General features: G+C 37.8%; 16 protein-coding genes and 1 riboswitch. Of the genes, 10 read left to right on the forward strand and 6 right to left on the reverse strand.

The features are described 5' to 3' along the window. The first annotated feature begins 6 nt into the window (after positions 1 to 6). From QUG14_RS18470 to pdxA, 3 genes are read left to right on the forward strand one after another with little or no spacing between them, the layout of a single operon-like run. On the forward strand, positions 7 to 978 hold the full coding sequence (locus QUG14_RS18470) for a 2-keto-3-deoxygluconate permease (RefSeq protein WP_289341911.1): 972 nt from the start codon (positions 7 to 9) through the stop codon (positions 976 to 978). Positions 979 to 1,025: 47 nt separating this feature from the next. After that, positions 1,026 to 2,330, forward strand: coding sequence for a four-carbon acid sugar kinase family protein (locus QUG14_RS18475; protein WP_289341912.1), 1,305 nt, complete (start codon positions 1,026 to 1,028; stop codon positions 2,328 to 2,330). Further along, positions 2,327 to 3,325, forward strand: a complete 999-nt coding sequence (gene pdxA / locus QUG14_RS18480) for a 4-hydroxythreonine-4-phosphate dehydrogenase PdxA (RefSeq protein WP_289341913.1) — start codon at positions 2,327 to 2,329, stop codon at positions 3,323 to 3,325. Before QUG14_RS18475 ends, pdxA begins: the two co-directional genes overlap by 4 nt. 509 nt (positions 3,326 to 3,834) lie before the next feature. Here pdxA and QUG14_RS18485 read toward each other — a convergent pair. The 5 genes from QUG14_RS18485 to QUG14_RS18505 all read right to left on the reverse strand — a co-directional run bounded on the left by QUG14_RS18485 (position 3,835) and on the right by QUG14_RS18505 (position 8,392). Next, positions 3,835 to 4,152: an SMP-30/gluconolactonase/LRE family protein gene (locus tag QUG14_RS18485; RefSeq protein ID WP_289341914.1), complete on the reverse strand. Its 318-nt coding sequence runs from the start codon at positions 4,150 to 4,152 to the stop codon at positions 3,835 to 3,837. A gap of 228 nt (positions 4,153 to 4,380) precedes the next feature. After that, positions 4,381 to 5,499: an oxygenase MpaB family protein gene (locus QUG14_RS18490; RefSeq protein WP_289341915.1), complete on the reverse strand. Its 1,119-nt coding sequence runs from the start codon at positions 5,497 to 5,499 to the stop codon at positions 4,381 to 4,383. A gap of 462 nt (positions 5,500 to 5,961) precedes the next feature. Further along, positions 5,962 to 7,161: a phosphoglycerate dehydrogenase gene (locus tag QUG14_RS18495; protein ID WP_289341916.1), complete on the reverse strand. Its 1,200-nt coding sequence runs from the start codon at positions 7,159 to 7,161 to the stop codon at positions 5,962 to 5,964. A gap of 59 nt (positions 7,162 to 7,220) precedes the next feature. After that, positions 7,221 to 7,299: riboswitch (ZMP/ZTP riboswitch) on the reverse strand. Positions 7,300 to 7,423: 124 nt separating this feature from the next. Then, complete coding sequence (locus QUG14_RS18500) at positions 7,424 to 7,891, reverse strand: phage tail protein (RefSeq protein WP_289341917.1); 468 nt, start codon at positions 7,889 to 7,891, stop codon at positions 7,424 to 7,426. 21 nt (positions 7,892 to 7,912) lie between these two features. Further along, the gene (locus QUG14_RS18505) at positions 7,913 to 8,392 is read right to left on the reverse strand and encodes a GyrI-like domain-containing protein (protein ID WP_289341918.1); all 480 of its coding nucleotides are present in this window, start codon (positions 8,390 to 8,392) and stop codon (positions 7,913 to 7,915) included. A gap of 110 nt (positions 8,393 to 8,502) precedes the next feature. Between QUG14_RS18505 and QUG14_RS18510 the strand changes: the two genes are divergently transcribed. The 7 genes from QUG14_RS18510 to QUG14_RS18540 all read left to right on the forward strand — a co-directional run bounded on the left by QUG14_RS18510 (position 8,503) and on the right by QUG14_RS18540 (position 17,506). Continuing rightward, a complete protein-coding gene (locus QUG14_RS18510) occupies positions 8,503 to 9,465 on the forward strand; it encodes a helix-turn-helix transcriptional regulator (RefSeq protein ID WP_289341919.1) in 963 nt (320 codons plus the stop codon). A 203-nt stretch (positions 9,466 to 9,668) separates the two neighbouring features. Next, complete coding sequence (locus tag QUG14_RS18515; RefSeq protein ID WP_289341920.1) at positions 9,669 to 11,159, forward strand: spore germination protein; 1,491 nt, start codon at positions 9,669 to 9,671, stop codon at positions 11,157 to 11,159. Then, positions 11,144 to 12,250, forward strand: a complete 1,107-nt coding sequence (locus tag QUG14_RS18520) for a GerAB/ArcD/ProY family transporter (protein ID WP_289341921.1) — start codon at positions 11,144 to 11,146, stop codon at positions 12,248 to 12,250. Before QUG14_RS18515 ends, QUG14_RS18520 begins: the two co-directional genes overlap by 16 nt. Beyond that, a complete protein-coding gene (locus QUG14_RS18525; protein WP_289341922.1) occupies positions 12,247 to 13,347 on the forward strand; it encodes a Ger(x)C family spore germination protein in 1,101 nt (366 codons plus the stop codon). The genes QUG14_RS18520 and QUG14_RS18525 overlap by 4 nt, the downstream gene beginning before the upstream one ends. Before the next feature lie 126 nt (positions 13,348 to 13,473). Continuing rightward, a complete protein-coding gene (locus tag QUG14_RS18530) occupies positions 13,474 to 13,938 on the forward strand; it encodes a PadR family transcriptional regulator (RefSeq protein ID WP_289341923.1) in 465 nt (154 codons plus the stop codon). Between the two features lie 11 nt (positions 13,939 to 13,949). Beyond that, a complete protein-coding gene (locus QUG14_RS18535) occupies positions 13,950 to 15,689 on the forward strand; it encodes an ABC transporter ATP-binding protein (protein WP_289341924.1) in 1,740 nt (579 codons plus the stop codon). Positions 15,690 to 15,721: 32 nt separating this feature from the next. Continuing rightward, a complete protein-coding gene (locus QUG14_RS18540; RefSeq protein WP_289344182.1) occupies positions 15,722 to 17,506 on the forward strand; it encodes an ABC transporter ATP-binding protein in 1,785 nt (594 codons plus the stop codon). Positions 17,507 to 17,565: 59 nt separating this feature from the next. Here QUG14_RS18540 and QUG14_RS18545 read toward each other — a convergent pair whose 3' ends face one another. Further along, a complete protein-coding gene (locus tag QUG14_RS18545) occupies positions 17,566 to 19,230 on the reverse strand; it encodes a peptide ABC transporter substrate-binding protein (RefSeq protein ID WP_289341925.1) in 1,665 nt (554 codons plus the stop codon). Between the last annotated feature and the right edge of the window lie 187 nt (positions 19,231 to 19,417).

Genomic DNA, 19,417 nt, shown 5'->3' on the forward strand with positions numbered 1-19,417 from the left:
TTTCACATGAAAATTAAAGCAACATTAGATCGTATACCGGGGGGAATGATGATTGTTCCATTAATTATTGGAGCGATTATTAATACACTTTTCCCAAATACAGCAGAAACTTTTGGATCATTTACTGGAGCAATGATGACGGGCGCACTTCCAATACTCGCGGTATTTTATGTGTGCATGGGATCAACAATTGATTTCAAAGCTACTCCTTATATTATTAAAAAAGGTGGAGCATTATTAGGAACAAAAATAGCAACTGCTGCACTAGTAGGTTTTATTGCAGCTCAATTTCTTGGTAACGGCATGATTGATAGCGGCTTTTTTGCAGGGCTATCTGTACTTGCGATTGTAGCAGCGATGAATGACACAAATGGTGGGTTATATATGGCCTTAATGGGCCAGTTTGGTAAAAAAGAAGATGTTGGAGCGTATTCCATCATGAGTTTAGAGTCTGGTCCTTTTTTTACAATGATTTCACTTGGGGTAGCAGGTCTTGCAGCATTTCCATGGCAAACATTGCTTGGGGCAGTGATTCCATTAATTGTTGGGATGATACTTGGTAACCTTGATAAAGATATGAGATCGTATTTAAGTAAAGCAGTCCCTGTATTGGTTCCATTTTTTGCTTTCGCACTTGGTGCAGGACTCGATTTACAAAATGTTTGGAAAGCCGGTGTCTTAGGGGTACTGCTTGGATTGGGAGTCGTTGCTGTTACAGGTTTAACATTGTTCTTCGCTGACCGTTTAGTCGGAAAGGGAAACGGAATTGCAGGTCTATCAGCGGCATCAACTGCGGGTAATGCAGTAGGCGTTCCAGCTGCAGTAGCTTCTGCAAATGCTGTTTTTGAACCTTTAGTCCCATCAGCAACAGCTCTTGTCGCTTCATGTGTTATTGTAACAGCTATTGTAGCTCCTATTGTAGTCGCATGGTGGGCAAAACGAATTGGTGTTAAAGCCAATACTGCGGCGGAATCTTAATAGCCAGGTATGCTTTACCTGCTAAATGGATGAGAGAGGAGCTAGATATGAATAAAATCGGAATGATTGCAGATGATTTAACAGGTGCAAATGATAGTGGAGTACAGCTAGTGAAAAAAGGATTACGATCATCTGTTATTTTTGATTTACATCCACTACCTGCTGATCAAAGTGATATTGGGACCATTATCATTGACACAGATAGTCGAGATAAAAGTAAAAACAAAGCATATGAGGCTGTTCTAAAGGCATCTATGTTTTTAAAAGAGAATGGTTTTTCTCATATATATAAAAAGGTTGATTCCACTTTACGGGGAAATCTTGGTGTTGAAATTGAAGCAGTTACTACTGTTTTTGAACCCGACTTCTGCATTATTGCACCAGCCTTCCCTCGGATTGGAAGAACGACAAAGAATGGGGTACATTATTTAAATGGAATTCCTCTTTCTGAAACAGAGATTGCCAAAGATCCAAAGTGTCCTGTTTTAGAATCTTCTCTTTGTGCATTACTTGAATCTCAATCCAGCGAAAAAGTAGGTCTTGTGAGAACAGGAGAGTTGGGTTTAGATTTAGAAATATGGAGATCAGAGCTAAACGATTGGCAGGAAAAAGGAGTTAGATGGTTGGTTTTTGATGTTGAAACAGACGAACATCTTGAGAGTATCGCTTCGAATATTTCACAGATCACGAAGAATGTGGTTTGGGTAGGATCTGCTGGACTTGCAGAATATTTACCTGAAAAACTTGACCTTATCCACTCAGTTCCTGTTCAACCTGTTAAATTAAATAATGAAAATATATTGGTTGTCTCCGGAAGCCTATCAAGTGTGACGAGAGTACAAATATCGAGATTACTAGAGATGAATACAATGATTGCAACTGAAGTAGACCCATTAACTGTTTTCACAGAGGATTATCAGTGGCAGAAATTCAAACAATCCTATATTAATAAACTAGTCTCAACCTATCAAGAAGGAAATAATGCGGTTTTATTTGTGGACTCCTCTTCAGAAAACCGAAATAAAACGGCTGAAATTGGAAAACGACTCGGGCTTACTTCTTCAGAGGTAAGCAATAGAATTTCGCAGGGCTTAGGTGAAATTGCAAGTGAGTTCTTGAAAAAATATATATTCGTTTCAGGTCTTGTGCTAACTGGTGGTGATACGGCAAAGGATGTTTGCCGTCAAATTGGTGCAAGTGGCTTAGAACTTTTAAAAGAAGTTGAGCCGGGTATACCACTTGGAAAGTTAGCAGGAGAATACGAATTATTTGCCATTACAAAAGCAGGTGCTTTTGGTAATGACCAATCCTTAGTCAATGCGGTTCTAAATCTGAAAGGAGAAAAAGAATGAATATGCTTCCGGTAGTAGGAATTACAATGGGGGACCCAGCTGGAGTTGGACCTGAAATTATCCTAAAAAGCTTAAATAATCAAGAAATCTATCAACAATGTCGTCCTTTTGTAATTGGGGATGCAAAAATCCTTGATCGTGCTCAACAATTTGTTAATACTAATTTAGAAATTGTTAAGATTGATGAGGTAGAAGAAGCAGCCTTTGCTCCAGGCAAGGTTTATTGCCTTGACATGAATTTAGTTCCTGCAGATTTACCAATAGGCCAAGTTTCAGCAGAAGCTGGGCACGCAGCCTTTGAATTTTTAAAGAAGGCAATCGAACTTGCTAATGAAGGAAAGATTGATGCAATATGTACAGCACCTTTGAATAAAGAAGCATTGCATAAAGGTGGTCATATGTACCCTGGGCATACGGAGATTCTTGCAGAATTAACAAACACAACTGATTTCTCGATGATGTTATCTGCACCAAAATTGAAAGTTATCCATGTCACTACCCATGTAGGGATTATTGATGCGGTAAAAATGATTAATCCAGACCGTGTCTATAAAGTGATTCAATTAGCTGATGAAACATTGAAAAAAGCAGGGTATTCAACACCTAGAATTGCGGTTTGTGGAATTAATCCTCATGCAGGAGAAAATGGTTTATTTGGTTATGGGGAAGAAGAGGAAAAGGTTATTCCTGCTGTTGAAAAAGCGGTTAGTGAAGGAATCAATGTAGTAGGACCTCTGCCTGCAGATACACTATTTTTCAGAACGGTTCGCGGCGATTTTGATATCGTTGTAGCCATGTATCACGACCAAGGACATGGACCTGTCAAAGTATTAGGACTTGATGCAGGTGTCAACATTACAGTTGGTTTACCTATCATCCGTACAAGCGTTGACCACGGAACCGCCTTTGATATTTCAGGTAAAGGAATCGCAGACGAAAAAAGCCTTCTAGAGGCAATTAGACAAGCGATTGAGCTAGCTCCAAAAAAGAAGTAATTGTTAGAGGATTTTGACGGAAGCTGATTTGAAAAAGTCATTGAATAATGGCTTTTTCGAATCAGCTTTTCTTATATTTGTTTGCTGTTAAAGGCAGTAAATATCTAACTTAGTTGCCAAAAACATCATTTAGATCCATCAAGGTGAACCATACCATAAATAGTAGCGGTTTTACAGATTAATGAGGTATCACCAAACCTTTTTCTTGATACAACAAAAAAAGGGGCTATCACAAAAAAGTTTTGTGATAGCCCCAGAAAACCTGAGAGTCTTTTATAGAAGGGAAAAACTATTATTTTCTGTCTATAATTTTTCCATAAAGACCTCTATCATTGATAGTTCTATTGTAACCCGTAAGGCTGCAAACCTTCCTTTTTGACCTTAATGCGCCAGACTTCATTTTTCAATGACTCTGTTACAAAAAGGTATCCATTATGAAAAGTAGATTGGTGGTAAAAGTCCCTTCATCCTTAGGCAGGCGAATGGTACCTTATTTAAATCCACTTGCATCAAGTACGACAATTTTCACCAACTTGGAAATGGGCTACATAAAGATTACCCTCCGTATCGACGGCTAAACCATCTGGACCGATTCCGCCTTCAAATTGACCGAAGACAAATGGCGTTTCACGCGCGTCTTTAGCATTCTTTGAAGGTACAGAGATAATTCTGTTTGTAGCGAATTCAGAGATATAAACACGTTGGCCGTTCGCTGAAATCGCAATCCCATTTGGATAAGCAATCCCTTCTTGAAAAAGTTGTAATTCTGAACCATCTGGCGGCAGGTAGAAGACACGACCTATTGGTTGCGTTGCACTAGATCCCATTGGCTTTTGTTACACTAAGAGTTTTAGACTGTAGTACTGGATGGAATTGTATAAGTGGGTGGAAGGAAAGTAAACCAAGAAAATGAGGATAGAGGGCTCGGGGTTGCGATTCCAATCAGGTAATTTTTGCAACATTTAAGACTTTTAATATGGATAACGATCTTTCTTAATGATCCTTGGGGAATAGGGGATTATGTAATTTAACATAATCCCGGTATTGTTTTATTGTTACACTATTTTTTCCTCAATCCCCCATACCTTCCGAAGTTCGGTTGGTATGAGAAATGGGGTATATTCATAATCGGTCATGGCAAGTGACTGGCGCTTAATTAAGGCTAACCCAAGCCGATTGACCATACTCCCAAAAAAGCCCGTATAGTCTGAATCAAGGAAAAAACCCATTAACTCTTTATATTTCATAAGGTTTTGCCAATTGGAGTGCGGAACTTCCATCCAGTCTGCTATTTCGTCCCCTACGGTTTCTCGAATTAGAGCAGGGATTATGTTGTCAAACACCTGACCGGGAATGAGACCTGCATGAAACTCAATTAGAGCACGAGTCATTTGGATCCCTTCAGGAGAAGGTCCATGATGTCTTTTTTTAATCATTTTCTCCAACTGAATTGCTTCTTCCATGGTTTCTGGAATAATATCTTTCCGAACTCCCAGCATGATTCCGACGATTTTCCAAAAGTACAAGTAATCTTCCGCCTGTTTTTCTGTTACTTTCATACCTAAATGGCGAAGCCCACCTATGATGACAATGGAAAAGGTTAATAGGGTACCAAGCAGATCCTCCTGACAGATGGGGATGCCATTTTCTTCTTCATCCCATCTGCCGGTCTTTTGAACCAAATGCCGAATGGCTGAATGCATTAAACGGACTTTTTGAATGGCTTTGATACCTTGTCCCCCAGATTCAAGTCCACCTGGCGCCATGACATGAAGAACAAATTGCCCTGTTTCAGCTATCCTGCGGTATGCATTTTGACCTAAACGATAACTGAATGTAAGGACCTTAACCCCTTTACGTGCTGCGTAGCAATTCACAAGTGAGGATGTTGATAATAAGAAGGTGATGGCAATGCCATGTTCCCGAAATAAATCAGTTGCGTTTCTTATTCTGGCCAAGTCCACGCCTTCTGGGCAATAAGCTGTATCCTTTAGCCAAAATTCTATGGTATCAGGTAGCTCTTCCGGATACTCTTGGTCATTGTACATTAATTGCTTCAACAAATTATTTATGGAGCTAATCTGACTGTTCTTGAACAATTCTTCAATTATTCGGTCCGGTACTGGATCGCCTTCCATCCGTAACTTCTCCAAAAACTCGTCTGTATATAACATCTCTTTCCCCCTCTTACTATTCCCTGGTAGATTAAAAGACTTGAAACATTAGATATATATTCCTACTAATATGAAAACATGATGCATGGTAATTGAGTGGTGTCAAGGTGAACTCTATCATTTTGATATCCGAGTAATGAGGTTTTCTGTTTTCAGCTTGTCTATGACATCGCATATTTCGTCATCAACCTCATGACAACTAATGAGAATTTCCTCTTCCAGTTCTTTATAATTTCTTCTATTGAAATTTTCATACTCATCACCTACGAAAATTCAAAATAACGTTTTTCCTAATTTTATCAAATCGCCTCTATTAATAAAATTATGATTGTTCAAATTTTGTAAGAACTGCTGGTTAAACAGGTGGGGTGAACCGTGTCATAAATAGAGACAAAAAAATGGAGCCAGTATTGAAACTTGGCTCCATTTTCATGGAAACTTAACTTATTTCCTCTTTGATGTTTAAATAATACGAGCGATAACCATGCCAGGAATTTGTTTGATTCTTTCCTCTAATGCCGGAATAACATCATCACTCACTTTATTATCAATGTCAATCATTGTATATGCATAATCCCCACGGCTTCTGTTGACCATGTCGGCAATGTTTAAATGATAACTAGATATTGCGGATGTAATCTGTCCGACCATGTTTGGAACATTGTGGTGAAATGCCAATACTCGCTGCTTTCCTGTATAAGGAAGGTAAGTATTTGGGAAATTCACTGAGTTTTTAATGTTTCCTGTTTCTAAAAATTCCTTTACCTGACGAGCCGCCATTATTGCACAATTTTCCTCTGATTCTTGTGAAGAGGCACCTAAGTGCGGAATCGGAATGGTATTTTTCATTTTCAGCACATTTTCATTCGGGAAGTCTGTAATGTATTTCCCAACTACCCCGCTTTCGAGAGCTGCTGCCATGTCTTTTTCATTCACAAGCTCGCCACGTGAGAAGTTTAAAATATGAACACCCGGCTTCATTATGCTGAATGTGGCTGCGTTAAACATTTCTCTTGTATTCTCAGTAAAGGGTACGTGTACAGTAATATAATCAGATTCTGAGAACAACTGTTCAATTGTTACTGCACGTTGTACATTGCGTGACAAATTCCAAGCCGTGTCGACAGAGATAAACGGGTCAAAACCGATCACATCCATATCTAAATCAAGCGCGTCATTCGCTACAAGGGCACCAATTGCTCCTAAACCAATGACACCTAAAGTTTTACCTTTAATTTCTTTTCCTACAAACTGTTTTTTTCCAGCTTCCACTAGCTTTGGAATTTGGCCGCCTTCACCATCCAATGCTTTAACCCAAGCAATACCGTCAAAAAGATTGCGGGAAGAAGATATTAATGAAGTTAACACTATTTCTTTTACGGCATTGGCATTCGCCCCAGGAGTATTAAATACAACGATCCCTTGCTCTGTACATTTTTCTATCGGAATATTATTCACACCTGCTCCAGCTCTTGCGATTGCCTTTAGATTATCGCCAATTTCTACTGCGTGCATATTAAAGCTGCGAACAAGGATAGCATCGGGATTATCACTGCCGTTGTCAATCTCAAAGTTGCCTTTATTTAATACTTTTAGCCCAGTTTCTGCAATATTATTAAGTGTTTTGATAGATTTCACTTTTTCTAGAGTGATTGTGTTCATGATTTTCCTCCTACTATTTTGCCTTAATAAACAGAAAGAGGTAAGGGATATAATTCCCTTACCTCTGCCCAGGCGAACGGCTGCGACACCATGTGCTCCCTCGCGGTTATCCGCGTTTCGCCAGTTACACATGGTCTTTTTAATTTATTTTATATTATCATAATCATATGGAAATCGCACGACTTTTTTTTCGACGCTCCTTGGTGATTAAAAAAATAACAGCACTCACTCTAATTTGAGGGCGGAGTGCTGTTTGCTTAACTTAATATTCACCTTTAATGACAAAAAATGAACCCCGAATGGTTCCTGCTAGTTTTGATTTCTGCCTAGCAAACTTAAACTTACCTTCTAACTCTTTTGGTACCTCCATCCCCTCAGAAAGCTTAAAACCAACAGCACGTTTCGGCTTAGGACCATCAACCGTATACAGGACGTTGACTTCAAGACCATCCTCATAAAAGACGAAAGCCCAATTGATATTTTCCACTTGAAAACGCGACGTTTCTAAAGGTTTAGCTGCAAACTCAATATCACGTTCTTTTTTTAAAATTTGATTCACATAATCAAGGGTATCCTGGCTTTCGCTTGCTGGGACAACTGTAAATTCATGCTTATATTTGTTCATAAAGTAACGGGCTTCATTTGCGCGTAAACCAGCAAGAGCATCTACTACTGGTGAAGACTCTAGACCAACCTTAGAAACATTTTTAAAATCAACGATATAGGACATTTCCACCCTCCTTATATCTTTTTATTTCCTAACTACTGGAATCCACATTTCACCAAAAATTAAGCCATTTCGCTGCCCCATCTCAACACTTGCATTTGGTCCACCAACATAGGCAACATCCTTTGCTTCTGGCAGGACTTGACCGAAGGCAATGCCAGTAAGTAAATTGCTTAACTCTTCAGAAGTTTCCGCTTCACCCTTCACAACGATGTATTCCCCTTTTGGAAATTGAATTACTCTTGTTGCTTCCGGTAGCGTCTTTTCTGTCATGACGCCAGCATAGTGCATCATCTTGTTATTCACCGCTTCGTTCACGGTAAAAATGTAGTCATTTGTGGCTACGGTTTTTAAGGTGTCAAGCGTTCCATCTTGTTTAACTGCCTGCCAAAAGTCTGACTTTTCCTTCATTATGCCAACATAGTCTGTGTAATCGCTTTTAAGTTCGGTCCCAAAACCTAGAACAGTAAAGCTATCTTTTTCTTCTAGAGTATAATTTGTCATATTCAAAACCTTCCTTTTTATAAAATTTAATCAAATGATTTATCTCTACACTTGATAGGTTTATAATAGCCTTAAATCATGTCAAAAAATGATACTGTTTAGGAGTCTCAATGAAAAAAGTTGAACGAATTAATATTATTATGCGGTATATCAATAACCGCTCCCACTTTACTATTTCTGAAATCATGCAAGAATTTACTATCTCTCGTTCCACAGCTATTAGAGATATCAAAGAAATCGAAGCCATGGGGATGCCGCTAGTGGCTGAGGTTGGCAGGGATGGGGGTTATTTTGTTATGCACAACTCTGTTCTGCCCGATGTTCGTTTTACCGATAATGAAGTCAAAGCTCTTTTTATTGCCTTTATGGCGACAAGAAACCAACAACTTCCTTATCTAAAGAGTCGTCAGTCTTTAACTGAAAAATTACTTGGCCTCATATCAGAAAACCAGCAAGATGACCTCGTTCTTTTAAATCAAATCTTGCTATTTGAAGGAACCAATCCGAATAATCCTGACCTGCTAGATCTGTCAGACCTCCCTCATCACATGTTGGAAAAACTTATCCAAATCCTGCTATTGGATAGATATTTATTGATTACTATTCAAGAAGAGAAAGTTATCAAGTCATATCCAATTTATCTCTTGCACCTTTATCGTGAAAAAAGCATTTGGCTGATTGAAGGCTTTGACTTAAAGGAAGAAAAGAAGCAGATTTATCATGTCGACAATCTCACCGATGTCAAGTCCTACACAACGAACAAAAGAATGAGTAAGAAAAAGATAGTAGAAAAACTAAGTATGCAGAATGATGTAATTAACCTTTATCTTGAACTTGGTCCTAAAGCGATTGCCCAGTTTAAAAAGTACCATCCTTTACAATTATCAATTTCCTATACAAATCCTTACCAAGCCACAGCCGTCCTAAAGACTTTTATCAATGTAAAAAATCCCGAAGAATTGACTGAAATGACAAATTGGCTACTTTTCCTAGGTGAAGATATCAAGGTCAAGGAAATGCCGGTAGAAGTCTACGAAGGTTTACAAAAGAGATTAAGCATATTCTGCCCATAAGCAGTGCCAGTTAAAACCTAGATAAGTCTGCTCCTTTTCTTGTTTAATAGTAGGATGTTCCAGTAAGTAAATCATGATGAAAGCATTTGCCCAAGGGCAAGTGCTTTTTTAGTTGGTGAAGGAAAGCAGTATATCTCCCAAGAATATGAGGGTAAATTAAGGAAACAATAGTTACATCTAGTCTTCTAAGGAGTTTTCGCAAAATGAGTTTCTTTAAAGTGAAATCATCAATACCTTGTTCTGATGGGCAACTTGGCGATGATATTGAGAACAATATAAAAATGTTAGAAGAGCATTTTTGCCAAACAGAAGATTTAATGAAAAAAGAACTGCTATTTCATAACCAGAAGTGTGCCGTTCTTTATCTTGATTCATTAGTGAAGAAGGAACTTCTACAAACATCTATTATAGAACCTATTTTAGAACTGCAAGCGGCTGAAATTGAAAAAACAGTCCATGCGGCAGAAATAAAAACCACATCGATGATTTTAGAAGCAGGAAAACAGTTACTAGATGGATTCTGTGTAATTTTATTAGAAAAAGTTCCTCTGGCCTATTTGGCTTCTGTTGGAGGAATAGAAGGAAGGGCTATTCAAGAGCCAAATAGTGAGCGGAGTATTAAAAGTGCTCATGATGGTTTTGTTGAAGACTTTAGTTCGAACCTGCACCTATTGAGAAAGAGAATTAAAAGCCCGAAGTTAAAGGTGAAATATTTTACGATTGGTAACCTTTCGAATACGAAAGTTGGTATGGTTTTTCTAGAAAATCTTGCAAATAAAGAGCTTATTAATGAAGTAGAGCGCAGAATAACTTCAATCGAAATTGATCAGCTCTATTCAACTGGTGAATTAGAGGAACTTATTGAAAATAATCCTTTTTCTCCATTTCCGCATATTTTGGCTACAGAAAGACCTGATAGAGCGGTGTCTTATTTAACTGAAGGGAAAATCACCATTATTTTGGATGGAAATCCACGTGTGTTAGTCGTTCCGATCACGTTTTTTGCGTTTTACCAAGCCCCAGATGACTATAATAGCCGATGGTTAGTGGGTTCATTCTTTCGATTAATTCGCGTCTTTAGCTTTATTATCACGATTAGTTTGCCTGCCACCTACATAGCCATCGTTTCGTATCATTCAGAGGTACTTCCCATCGGAATTCTATACTCTATCAGGGTTTCGTTAGAATATGTTCCCTTTCCTCCCTTGGCGGAAGCGATAGCCATGCAAATCATTTTGGAATTATTAAAAGAAGCATCAATTCGATTGCCATCACCTATCGCACAAACAATCGGGATTGTCGGGGGATTAGTCATTGGAACGGCGGTAGTTGACGCTCATATCGTATCAAATATGATGATTGTTGTGATTGGATTTACGGCCATTGCCTCCTTTGTGGCACCTATAAATGAAATGGGGACGAGTGCAAGATTATTAGGTTTTCCAACGATGATTGCTGCCTCCTTGTTTGGATTTTTTGGGATTGTATTCGTGTTAATGTTGATATTTATGCATTTAAGTAAACTAGATTCTTTTGGAACACCTTATTTTTCACCTATGGCCCCATTTAAGAAAGAAGATTTAAAGGATTCGTTGATAAGACTTCCATTATGGAAATTAAATACTCGACCAACTGATGCAAAGCCAGCTTACGCAAAACAACAGGGGCAAACAAGGGCGTGGAAGAAGAAATGACAGATAAAAATCTTTCAATTACAAAATTTCAGCTGTTTTTTATCATGCTGCAAAGTCAAATTGGCGTTGGGCTTTTATCATTGCCGAATGTCGTGCAGAAGACCGCTAAAGGAGACGGTTGGATTTCTCCCCTGTTAGCAGGGATTGCTGTTCAAGTTATGCTCGTCATCTACTGGCAGTTACTAAAACGATTTCCCAACCATATTTATACAGAAATCACTCAAAAGATCCTTGGACGTTTTCTAGGAAAATTAATTAATCTTATCATCTATATGAATTTCATCCTTGTCGGAGGCTTAGTCACCATATTATTTATTAAAATCATAAATTTATGGTTATTGCCTTTAACTCCTGATTGGATCATATCCATACTGATCCTTACCGCTTGTATTTATTTAGCGGTTAGTGATTTAAGAATCATTGCAAGGTTCTTTGTCTTAGCAACTTCCTTAATCCTATTATTATTGTTTACCTCTTTATTAAGTTGGTTTACTCCTAAAGAGATTCAATACATTCTTCCGATTGGAAGTTCTGGATTTAAAAATATTATATTGGGTACTAACAATTCTCTTCTTGCGATGTTGGGATTTGAAGGGTTACTGTTTATATTCCCCTTCATTATTGATAATAAAAAAGGAGTATTAAAGACGATATCAATGGCGAACATTTTTATCGCCATCTTTTACACCTACTTTATCTTCCTTTCTCTTATCAGTTTTAGTACAGATCAATTAGCACAAATGAGAGAACCCATTTTAAATTTGCTTAGAGGAATAACTTATAATATGATCGATCGGGTGGATCTCATTTTTCTGTCGATATGGATTGTCCCGATGTCCACTTCGATTATTGCATATTTATTTCTTGCTAGTAAGAGTATGAATGTAAAGAAGAAGAATTACCCGAGGGTAGTCTTACTGAATGGATTCATTATTTTTTTGATTACATTGTTTCCACATAGTGACACAACCACTACTTTAATTAACAAATATGTGACGTATTTAAGTTATGCGGTTGTTTTTATCATCCCAAGTTTGCTATTAATTCTTTCGTTCCTATTTAAAAAGCATGAAAGTAGTGAATCGACTTGAGGAAAATAATAATCTTATGTGTCATCCCCATCCTGTTGACTGGCTGTTGGGACCAGCAACTTCTTGTGAATCGAACGCTTGTGAACGGATTGAGTTTTGATGTTACGAAAGAGGGAAATATTATTGGATCAGTAAGAGCATTAAACATGCAAAGTAAAGGTGGAGGGCAATTTGAAATATACGATGAACTAGTAACTGCGGAAAGACCTACTACTCCTGGTTTAGCATTAGATATAGATAGTAAAATTGCGGGTGAATTAGATGCAAGTAAAGCGTTCATAGTAATAATAGGTGAAGAACTAGCGAAAAAAGGAATTCATCCAATCATTGAGGTTTTTTATCGAAATATGAACTCCTATATGTCTTCCAAAATTATCATAAGTAAAGGGAAAGCGAAAGAAATCCTTTCAGTGGAAAAAGAAAAAAGCCCAATCGCATTTGCCATCTTACAATTACTAAATGGAGCGGAAGTGGATTCAGTCATACCGAAAGAAACAACATTTACAGTTTGGAAAAAAATGTTAGATCCGGGTGAAGATATAATTTTACCCTATGTGGAAAGAGTAGAGGATAATAAAATTGAAATAGCTGGAGTGGCCCTAATTAACGATGATAAATATACAGGTACCACATTATCAAGAGAAAAAAGCAGTATACTAATGTTATTAGTGGATCAATTAGGTAAGACGAACAGAATCGCTTTAGAACTGGGTCCCGAAAACAAAAGAAGAGCTATTTCTTTTGTAACCATTGATTTAAGACGAAACTTAGAGGTTCTAGTGGATAAGGATAATAAAATAACATGCAAAATTAATGTCAATATGAATATTGACGTACTAAACTATCCACACGATTTAAAAAAAGAACTAAATATTAAAAAACTAAATAAAGATATTTCTAATGAATTAACCAAACAAGCGAAGGAAATAACCGACATTTTATTACATGCCAATAGTGATGCGTTGGGGATAGGAAGACGAATTTCAAGTTTTCACCCTGATTTGTGGAAGAAAATCAACTGGAATAAGGAATATAAAAATGTGCAATTTGAACCGATCGTAAAAGTAAACATCATTAAAACAGGGAATGTTTTTTAAAGTTAAAAAGTATTGTGGGATTTGTCCAAATGGGCAAATCCCTTTTTTATAATACTTCGATATATTACGATTGCGTTTAAACGATATATCGATTAAAATTATCGATATAAGTGAGGAGGCATAAAAATGAAAAAACGAAGAGGTTTTGTTCAACTTGCAATTTTGCATTTGTTGAAGGAAGAATCCATGCACGGCTACCAAATCATGAAGGAGTTAGAAGAACGGTCAAATGGTGCTTATTCCGCCAGTGCTGGAACCGTTTATCCTGCACTTCAAGAACTAGTCGACCAAAATTTAATACAACTGGATACTGCATCAGATAAAAAGGTCTATACGATTAATGAGAATGGCAGGACTCGGTTAGAGGAAACTGCTATACATAGGGAAGGTGATTTTTGGGTTGAATGGAAAGAAAGAATGATGTGGAAGAAGTCCGAGGAGTCCATTCAATTAAGGGCTGCAATGGAACGATGGGAAACGGAATTTCGGAAAGCCATGAAACAATCGCGAGGCAATCCAGACAGTGTAGTAGAATTAATCGCCTTTATCGATGAAATGACTAATCGTTTAAAAGAGAAAAGTACTAGATAAGGGGAAATTTCATGAGTGCTATGAAAAAGTTACTACCGTATATTAGGCCATACAGAATTTTTGCCATTTTAGCACCCGTTTTAATGTGTATTGAAGTCATGATGGATCTTTTGCAGCCAACCATCATGCAGAAGATGATTGATACTGGCATTGCCAATCAAGATAATGGTTATGTTATCAAACTAGGTTTCATAATGTTACTAAGTGCGGTTATTGGATTAATTGGAGGGGCGGGATGCTCAGTTTACGCTGCAAAAGCGGCTGTTCATTTTGCTACGGATATTCGTCGTGATGTGTTTAAAAAGGTGGGACAATTTTCAAATCATAATACAGACTCTTTTGGTACAGGGAAATTAATCACCATTGCAACCAATGATATCGAAACATTAAAACAGGCCGTCATCATGACACTACGTATGTTTGTACGTGGACCTTTGCTATTCATAGGATCTGTGGTGATTGTTTGGTTAACTGCGAGAGAACTATTTCCTGTGTTGCTTGTATCCATCCCTATCTTAATGGCTTTTATCTATTTCTTTTCAGTAAAGTCAGGAAAGCTTTTTTTGAATGTGCAAAAGGCCATGGATCTAGTAAACACAAAGCTTCAAGAAATGTTAGCGGGTATACGAGTGATCAAGGCATTTGATCGCCAAGATTATGAAAAGAACCATTTTAAAATAGTTAATGACATATTAATGAAACGAAATTTGACCGCTGAACAGCTTGTCCTGACCCTGATGCCTATTATGATGTTTATTGTTAATCTAGGAATCATTGCCGGACTTTGGATGGGTGTTATTAAGATAAATGAAGGTACTCTACAAGTCGGGGTCATTTTAGCTTTTATTAATTACTTAAACATCATGATGAATGGATTAATGAGCAGCAGCCATGTATTAATGCAGATTGCACGTTCTTTTTCCTCCGCTGAGCGAGTTAACCAGGTTCTTGAAACGGAAATTGATATTACTGAACCGTATCAGCCAGTCACTCGTTCTGAACTTCAAGGCGACGTAGAGTTTAGGGATGTAAATTTCAGCTATAGTAAAAATGGAAATTATGTGCTTAGAAACATATCATTTAAAGCAAAGCCCGGACAAACAATAGGTATTATCGGGTCAACCGGAAGCGGGAAATCAACACTTGTTAAACTGATTCCACGCCTTTATGACCCTGATTCAGGCACTATACTTATTGATGGGGTTAACGTAAAGAAATTGCCCCTTGAAAAACTTCGTACAGCAATTGGATTTGTTCCACAGAAAGCCACCTTGTTTTCAGGTACGATCGAGAACAATTTACGTTTTGGAAAAGAAGAAGCAACAAAGGATGACTTTGAACAAGCTGCACAATCTGCTGCTGCGAGTGAATTTATTAATAGGTTTGATAATAAATTTGAACACACACTTATGCAAGGCGCTACAAATTTATCAGGAGGACAGCGTCAGCGGTTAGCAATGGCACGTGCCTTTATCCGCGGTGCAGATATTGTCATTCTCGATGATTCAACTTCTGCCGTTGATGCTATATCAGAAGCAGCGATACAACAGGCATTAAAACAGGCTTACTCCCATACGACTGTGTTTATTATTTCATCAAAAATTTCCTCTATCCGTGAGGCAGATCAGATTCTTGTGATGAAGGATGGGGAAATTGAGGCTAGCGGCACACATGATGAATTACTGAAAAATAGTAAAGTTTATTGTGATATCTATACTTCACAGAGCGGATTGGAGGTTGAATTTGGATGAGTAAATCTGCTTCACAACACAATCCCAATTTAATGAATTCAGTGCGTGGTCCGAGAGGGTTAAGCGGACCGGTTGTAAAGGCAAAAGATAGGAAGGGAACGATAAAACGGATTTGGCTGTATATGGAGAAGCAAAAAGCAGCGTTAATTGCTTCTATTATATTTGTTTTTGTTTCTACTCTGTTGAGTCTGTTGGCTCCATTTATGATTGGAATTATCATAGATGATTACATCATTCCAAAAGACATTGCTGGGACGCTTAGATTTTTGATATTACTCGCCCTTGTCTATATTGCTACTGCATTGTTTACTTGGATGCAATCTTTTATGATGGTTCGGGTATCCATACAAACAATAAGGAATTTGCGGCAGGATTTATTTAATAAGTTTCAAACATTATCTTTACGATTTTTTGATAAACGGACACATGGCGACCTAATGAGCAGGGTTACAAATGATATTGATAGTTTGAATAGTGCTCTAAGTCAAAGTATCATACAAATCTTCTCATCCATTCTGATGCTTTTAGGTGTGACGATCGCAATGTTTTCCCTTAATTGGATACTTGCTATTGTGTCACTAGTAGTACTTCCATTAATCATTTTTACTACAAAAAAGTTAATCACTTATAGCAGTAGTCATTTTATAAAAAGGCAGCGAGATTTAGGTGAATTAAACGGATTTATCGAAGAGTCCATTTCGGGGGCTGAAGTCATAACGCTTTTTGGAAAAGAAGGAACAATGAATCAGCAATTTTCAGAAGTCAATGAACGTCTGCGTCAATCAGCCTTGGATGCGGATATTGTGTCTGGATATCTCGGTCCGGTTAATAACTTTATTAACAATCTAGGACTTTGCTTGATTATTGCAATTGGAGCAGTGATGACGGTACAGGAATTAGCTACTGTTGGAATTATTGCTGCCTTTGTAACATACTCCCGTCAATTCTTTCGGCCGATTGCACAACTTTCGAATCTCTTTAATATGTTTCAATCAGCAATAGCTGGTGCAGAGCGTGTATTTGAAATCATGGACGAGACGCCGGATTTGCTAGATAAGGAGAATGCCATAGTCGTAGATTCATTTAAAGGCGATGTGGAATTTTCTCATGTCCACTTTGGTTATCAAGAAGGCAATCCTATTTTGAAAAATATTCATTTCCATGTCAAATCAGGTGAGAAAATTGCTCTTGTGGGTCCAACTGGATCAGGAAAGACTACGATCATCAATTTATTGATGAGGTTTTATGATGTGACCGCTGGTGAAATAAAACTGGATGGTCGAGATATTCGTGATTATCAATTAAGCGGGCTGCGGAAAAGAGTCGGGGTTGTACTTCAAGACACTTTCTTGTTCTCAGGAAGTATAATGGAAAATATTCGTTACGGACGGCTAGAGGCAACCGATGAGGAAGTCATAGCAGCAGCAAAAATGGCATCGGCACACCATTACATTAAACATTTGCCAGAAGGGTATCACACAAGGATTACGTCTGGCGGTTATAATTTAAGTCAGGGACAGCGCCAATTACTAGCTATTGCTAGGGCGATTTTAGCTGATTCGGAAATTTTAATACTGGATGAAGCGACTTCAAGTATCGATACCAATACCGAAATAGAAATTCAAAAGGGAATCAATAGGTTAACGAAAGGACGTACGAGCTTTATCATTGCTCACCGACTGAAAACCATCGAAAATGCCGATCGCATTTTAGTCATCCATCAAGGGGAAATCATTGAGTCAGGTACGCACCAAGATCTATTACAAAAAAGAGGATTTTATTTCAATATGTATGATAGTCAGTTAAATCATTTATAAAAAGAGGGAGAAATACCAATTGGCATTTCTCCCTCTTTGATTTTTTACTATGAAAGATTTTACTCTTCCCCTACATCTGCCCATTTATATTCGTATGTTGCACCAAATGGGTTCACGAATACACCTTGGACTTTTGGAGAGATTAATTGTGCTCTAGAAGCTTGGTAAACTGGGGCAATCACAGCATCTTCAAATAGCACTTTTTCGGCCTCTAAGAAGTTGTTGTAACGAGCTACATTATCTGTAGCAAATTTTGTAGCTGTTTCACTAACCAATCTGTCATATTCCGTACTTGAATATCCAGTCATATTGTTCCCGCCATCTGTAATCCACAAGTTCATGTAAGTAAATGGATCAAGGAAGTCTGGGCCCCATCTCGTAAGCTGAAGTTGATAATCCATATTTGAATCTAATTCAAGACGTTGCTTTTTTGGAATTTGTTTAATATTGATCTTTAATCCTTCTAAATTCGTTGAAAGTTGGTTTGCAACGTATTCAACTAAGTTTTTAGTTGTCTTGTCATCATCTGCAAGGAACTCGAGTTCAACGGAGTCAGTACCTAACTCTTCCAATCCCTTTGCCCAGAATTCTTTTGCTTTCTCAAGGTCATACGTGACAAGATCTCCACTTACTTTTCGGAAATCCTCACCTGTTTCAGGCATAGGTGTAAAGTCTTTCGGAACCAATCCGTTTGCTGCGATGGATCCGTTGTTTAAAATCTCTCCTACTAACGCTTCCTTGTCAAAAGCTCTGCTAAGTGCAGCACGAATATTTTTATTTGCTAATGCTTCTGATTTTGTTTGATTAAACTTTAAGAAATAAACAAATGTATCTGCGGAAACCACATAATCGTCACTTGTAGAATACTGGTCAACTAGATCGGATGTTAGATCCATTCGGTGAACCGTACCTTCTTCATATAAATCAAGAGCAGTTTGTGGATCTTTTACTACCTTGAAAGTCAGTTTATCCATTTTCACAGTTTTTGTATCCCAATAATCTTTATTCTTTACTAGTTCCCATGTATCACCTGTACTTGACCAATTGTTCATAGTGTAAGGACCATTCGCTAATAAATTCTCAGAACTTGTGGCAAAACTATCGCCCTTTTCCTCCACAAACTTCTTGTTTAATGGCAAGAAGGTTCCAAATGTTGTTAATGTTTCAAAGTATGGTGTCGGATTTTCTAATTCAACTACAAGAGTATAATCGCCATCAGCTTTGACTCCTAATTGATCAACAGCTGCTTCACCTTTGTTTATAGCAGCAGCATTTTTAATTACTCCACTCATCATGTATGGGCCATATTCAGATGCTGTAGCTGGATCAACGGCACGCTGCCATGAATAGACAAAGTCATGAGCGGTTACCGGATCACCATTTGACCATTTTGCGTCCTCTCTTAATGTAAAGGTCCATGTAAGACCATCGTCACTTACTTTATGCTCGGTAGCAATCCCAGGAGATGGTTGTGTTTTTTCATCTAATCGATATAAACCTTCCATTGTTGCAGCTAAATAGATGAAAGAAGACTCATCTGTAGCTAAAGATGGATCCATTGACGGAATCGCTTCTGGGTTTAGAAAATTAAGTACCTTTTCTTCTTTTTCCTCTTCTTTTGCATTTGTACCTGCAGATTCCTTTGACTCATCACCAGAACAGGCAGCAAGTAGGCTTAGCAGCAATCCAAATGTTAAAAGCAATAACCAATGTTTGACCTTCATTCGTTTTTACCCCCTAAGTGAAATTTAATTCTGAATATTATATATCTACTGAAAATTAAGACTCTAAGATTGATTATACGCATCAACTAGATTGCTTGTAAAGTATTGTTGGATAATTTAGGGGGTAAATTATTTAACCTAGATTAGTAGTAAAACAAAAAAAGTCCTGAAACCAGGACTTTTTTCT

The sequence above is a fragment of the Neobacillus sp. CF12 genome (assembly GCF_030348765.1).
Taxonomy (GTDB): domain Bacteria; phylum Bacillota; class Bacilli; order Bacillales; family Cytobacillaceae; genus Neobacillus.

What these genes read in the sequence shown, in the direction of transcription:
- QUG14_RS18540 (WP_289344182.1), top strand. Translation starts at nt 15,722, where the DNA reads ATGAATTCAGTGCGTGGTCCGAGAGGGTTAAGCGGACCGGTTGTAAAG.
- pdxA (WP_289341913.1), top strand. Translation starts at nt 2,327, where the DNA reads ATGAATATGCTTCCGGTAGTAGGAATTACAATGGGGGACCCAGCTGGA.
- QUG14_RS18510 (WP_289341919.1), top strand. Translation starts at nt 8,503, where the DNA reads ATGAAAAAAGTTGAACGAATTAATATTATTATGCGGTATATCAATAAC.
- QUG14_RS18490 (WP_289341915.1), bottom strand. Translation starts at nt 5,499, where the DNA reads ATGTTATATACAGACGAGTTTTTGGAGAAGTTACGGATGGAAGGCGAT.
- QUG14_RS18515 (WP_289341920.1), top strand. Translation starts at nt 9,669, where the DNA reads ATGAGTTTCTTTAAAGTGAAATCATCAATACCTTGTTCTGATGGGCAA.
- QUG14_RS18495 (WP_289341916.1), bottom strand. Translation starts at nt 7,161, where the DNA reads ATGAACACAATCACTCTAGAAAAAGTGAAATCTATCAAAACACTTAAT.
- QUG14_RS18485 (WP_289341914.1), bottom strand. Translation starts at nt 4,152, where the DNA reads ATGGGATCTAGTGCAACGCAACCAATAGGTCGTGTCTTCTACCTGCCG.
- QUG14_RS18475 (WP_289341912.1), top strand. Translation starts at nt 1,026, where the DNA reads ATGAATAAAATCGGAATGATTGCAGATGATTTAACAGGTGCAAATGAT.
- QUG14_RS18545 (WP_289341925.1), bottom strand. Translation starts at nt 19,230, where the DNA reads ATGAAGGTCAAACATTGGTTATTGCTTTTAACATTTGGATTGCTGCTA.
- QUG14_RS18505 (WP_289341918.1), bottom strand. Translation starts at nt 8,392, where the DNA reads ATGACAAATTATACTCTAGAAGAAAAAGATAGCTTTACTGTTCTAGGT.
- QUG14_RS18530 (WP_289341923.1), top strand. Translation starts at nt 13,474, where the DNA reads ATGAAAAAACGAAGAGGTTTTGTTCAACTTGCAATTTTGCATTTGTTG.
- QUG14_RS18535 (WP_289341924.1), top strand. Translation starts at nt 13,950, where the DNA reads ATGAGTGCTATGAAAAAGTTACTACCGTATATTAGGCCATACAGAATT.
- QUG14_RS18500 (WP_289341917.1), bottom strand. Translation starts at nt 7,891, where the DNA reads ATGTCCTATATCGTTGATTTTAAAAATGTTTCTAAGGTTGGTCTAGAG.
- QUG14_RS18470 (WP_289341911.1), top strand. Translation starts at nt 7, where the DNA reads ATGAAAATTAAAGCAACATTAGATCGTATACCGGGGGGAATGATGATT.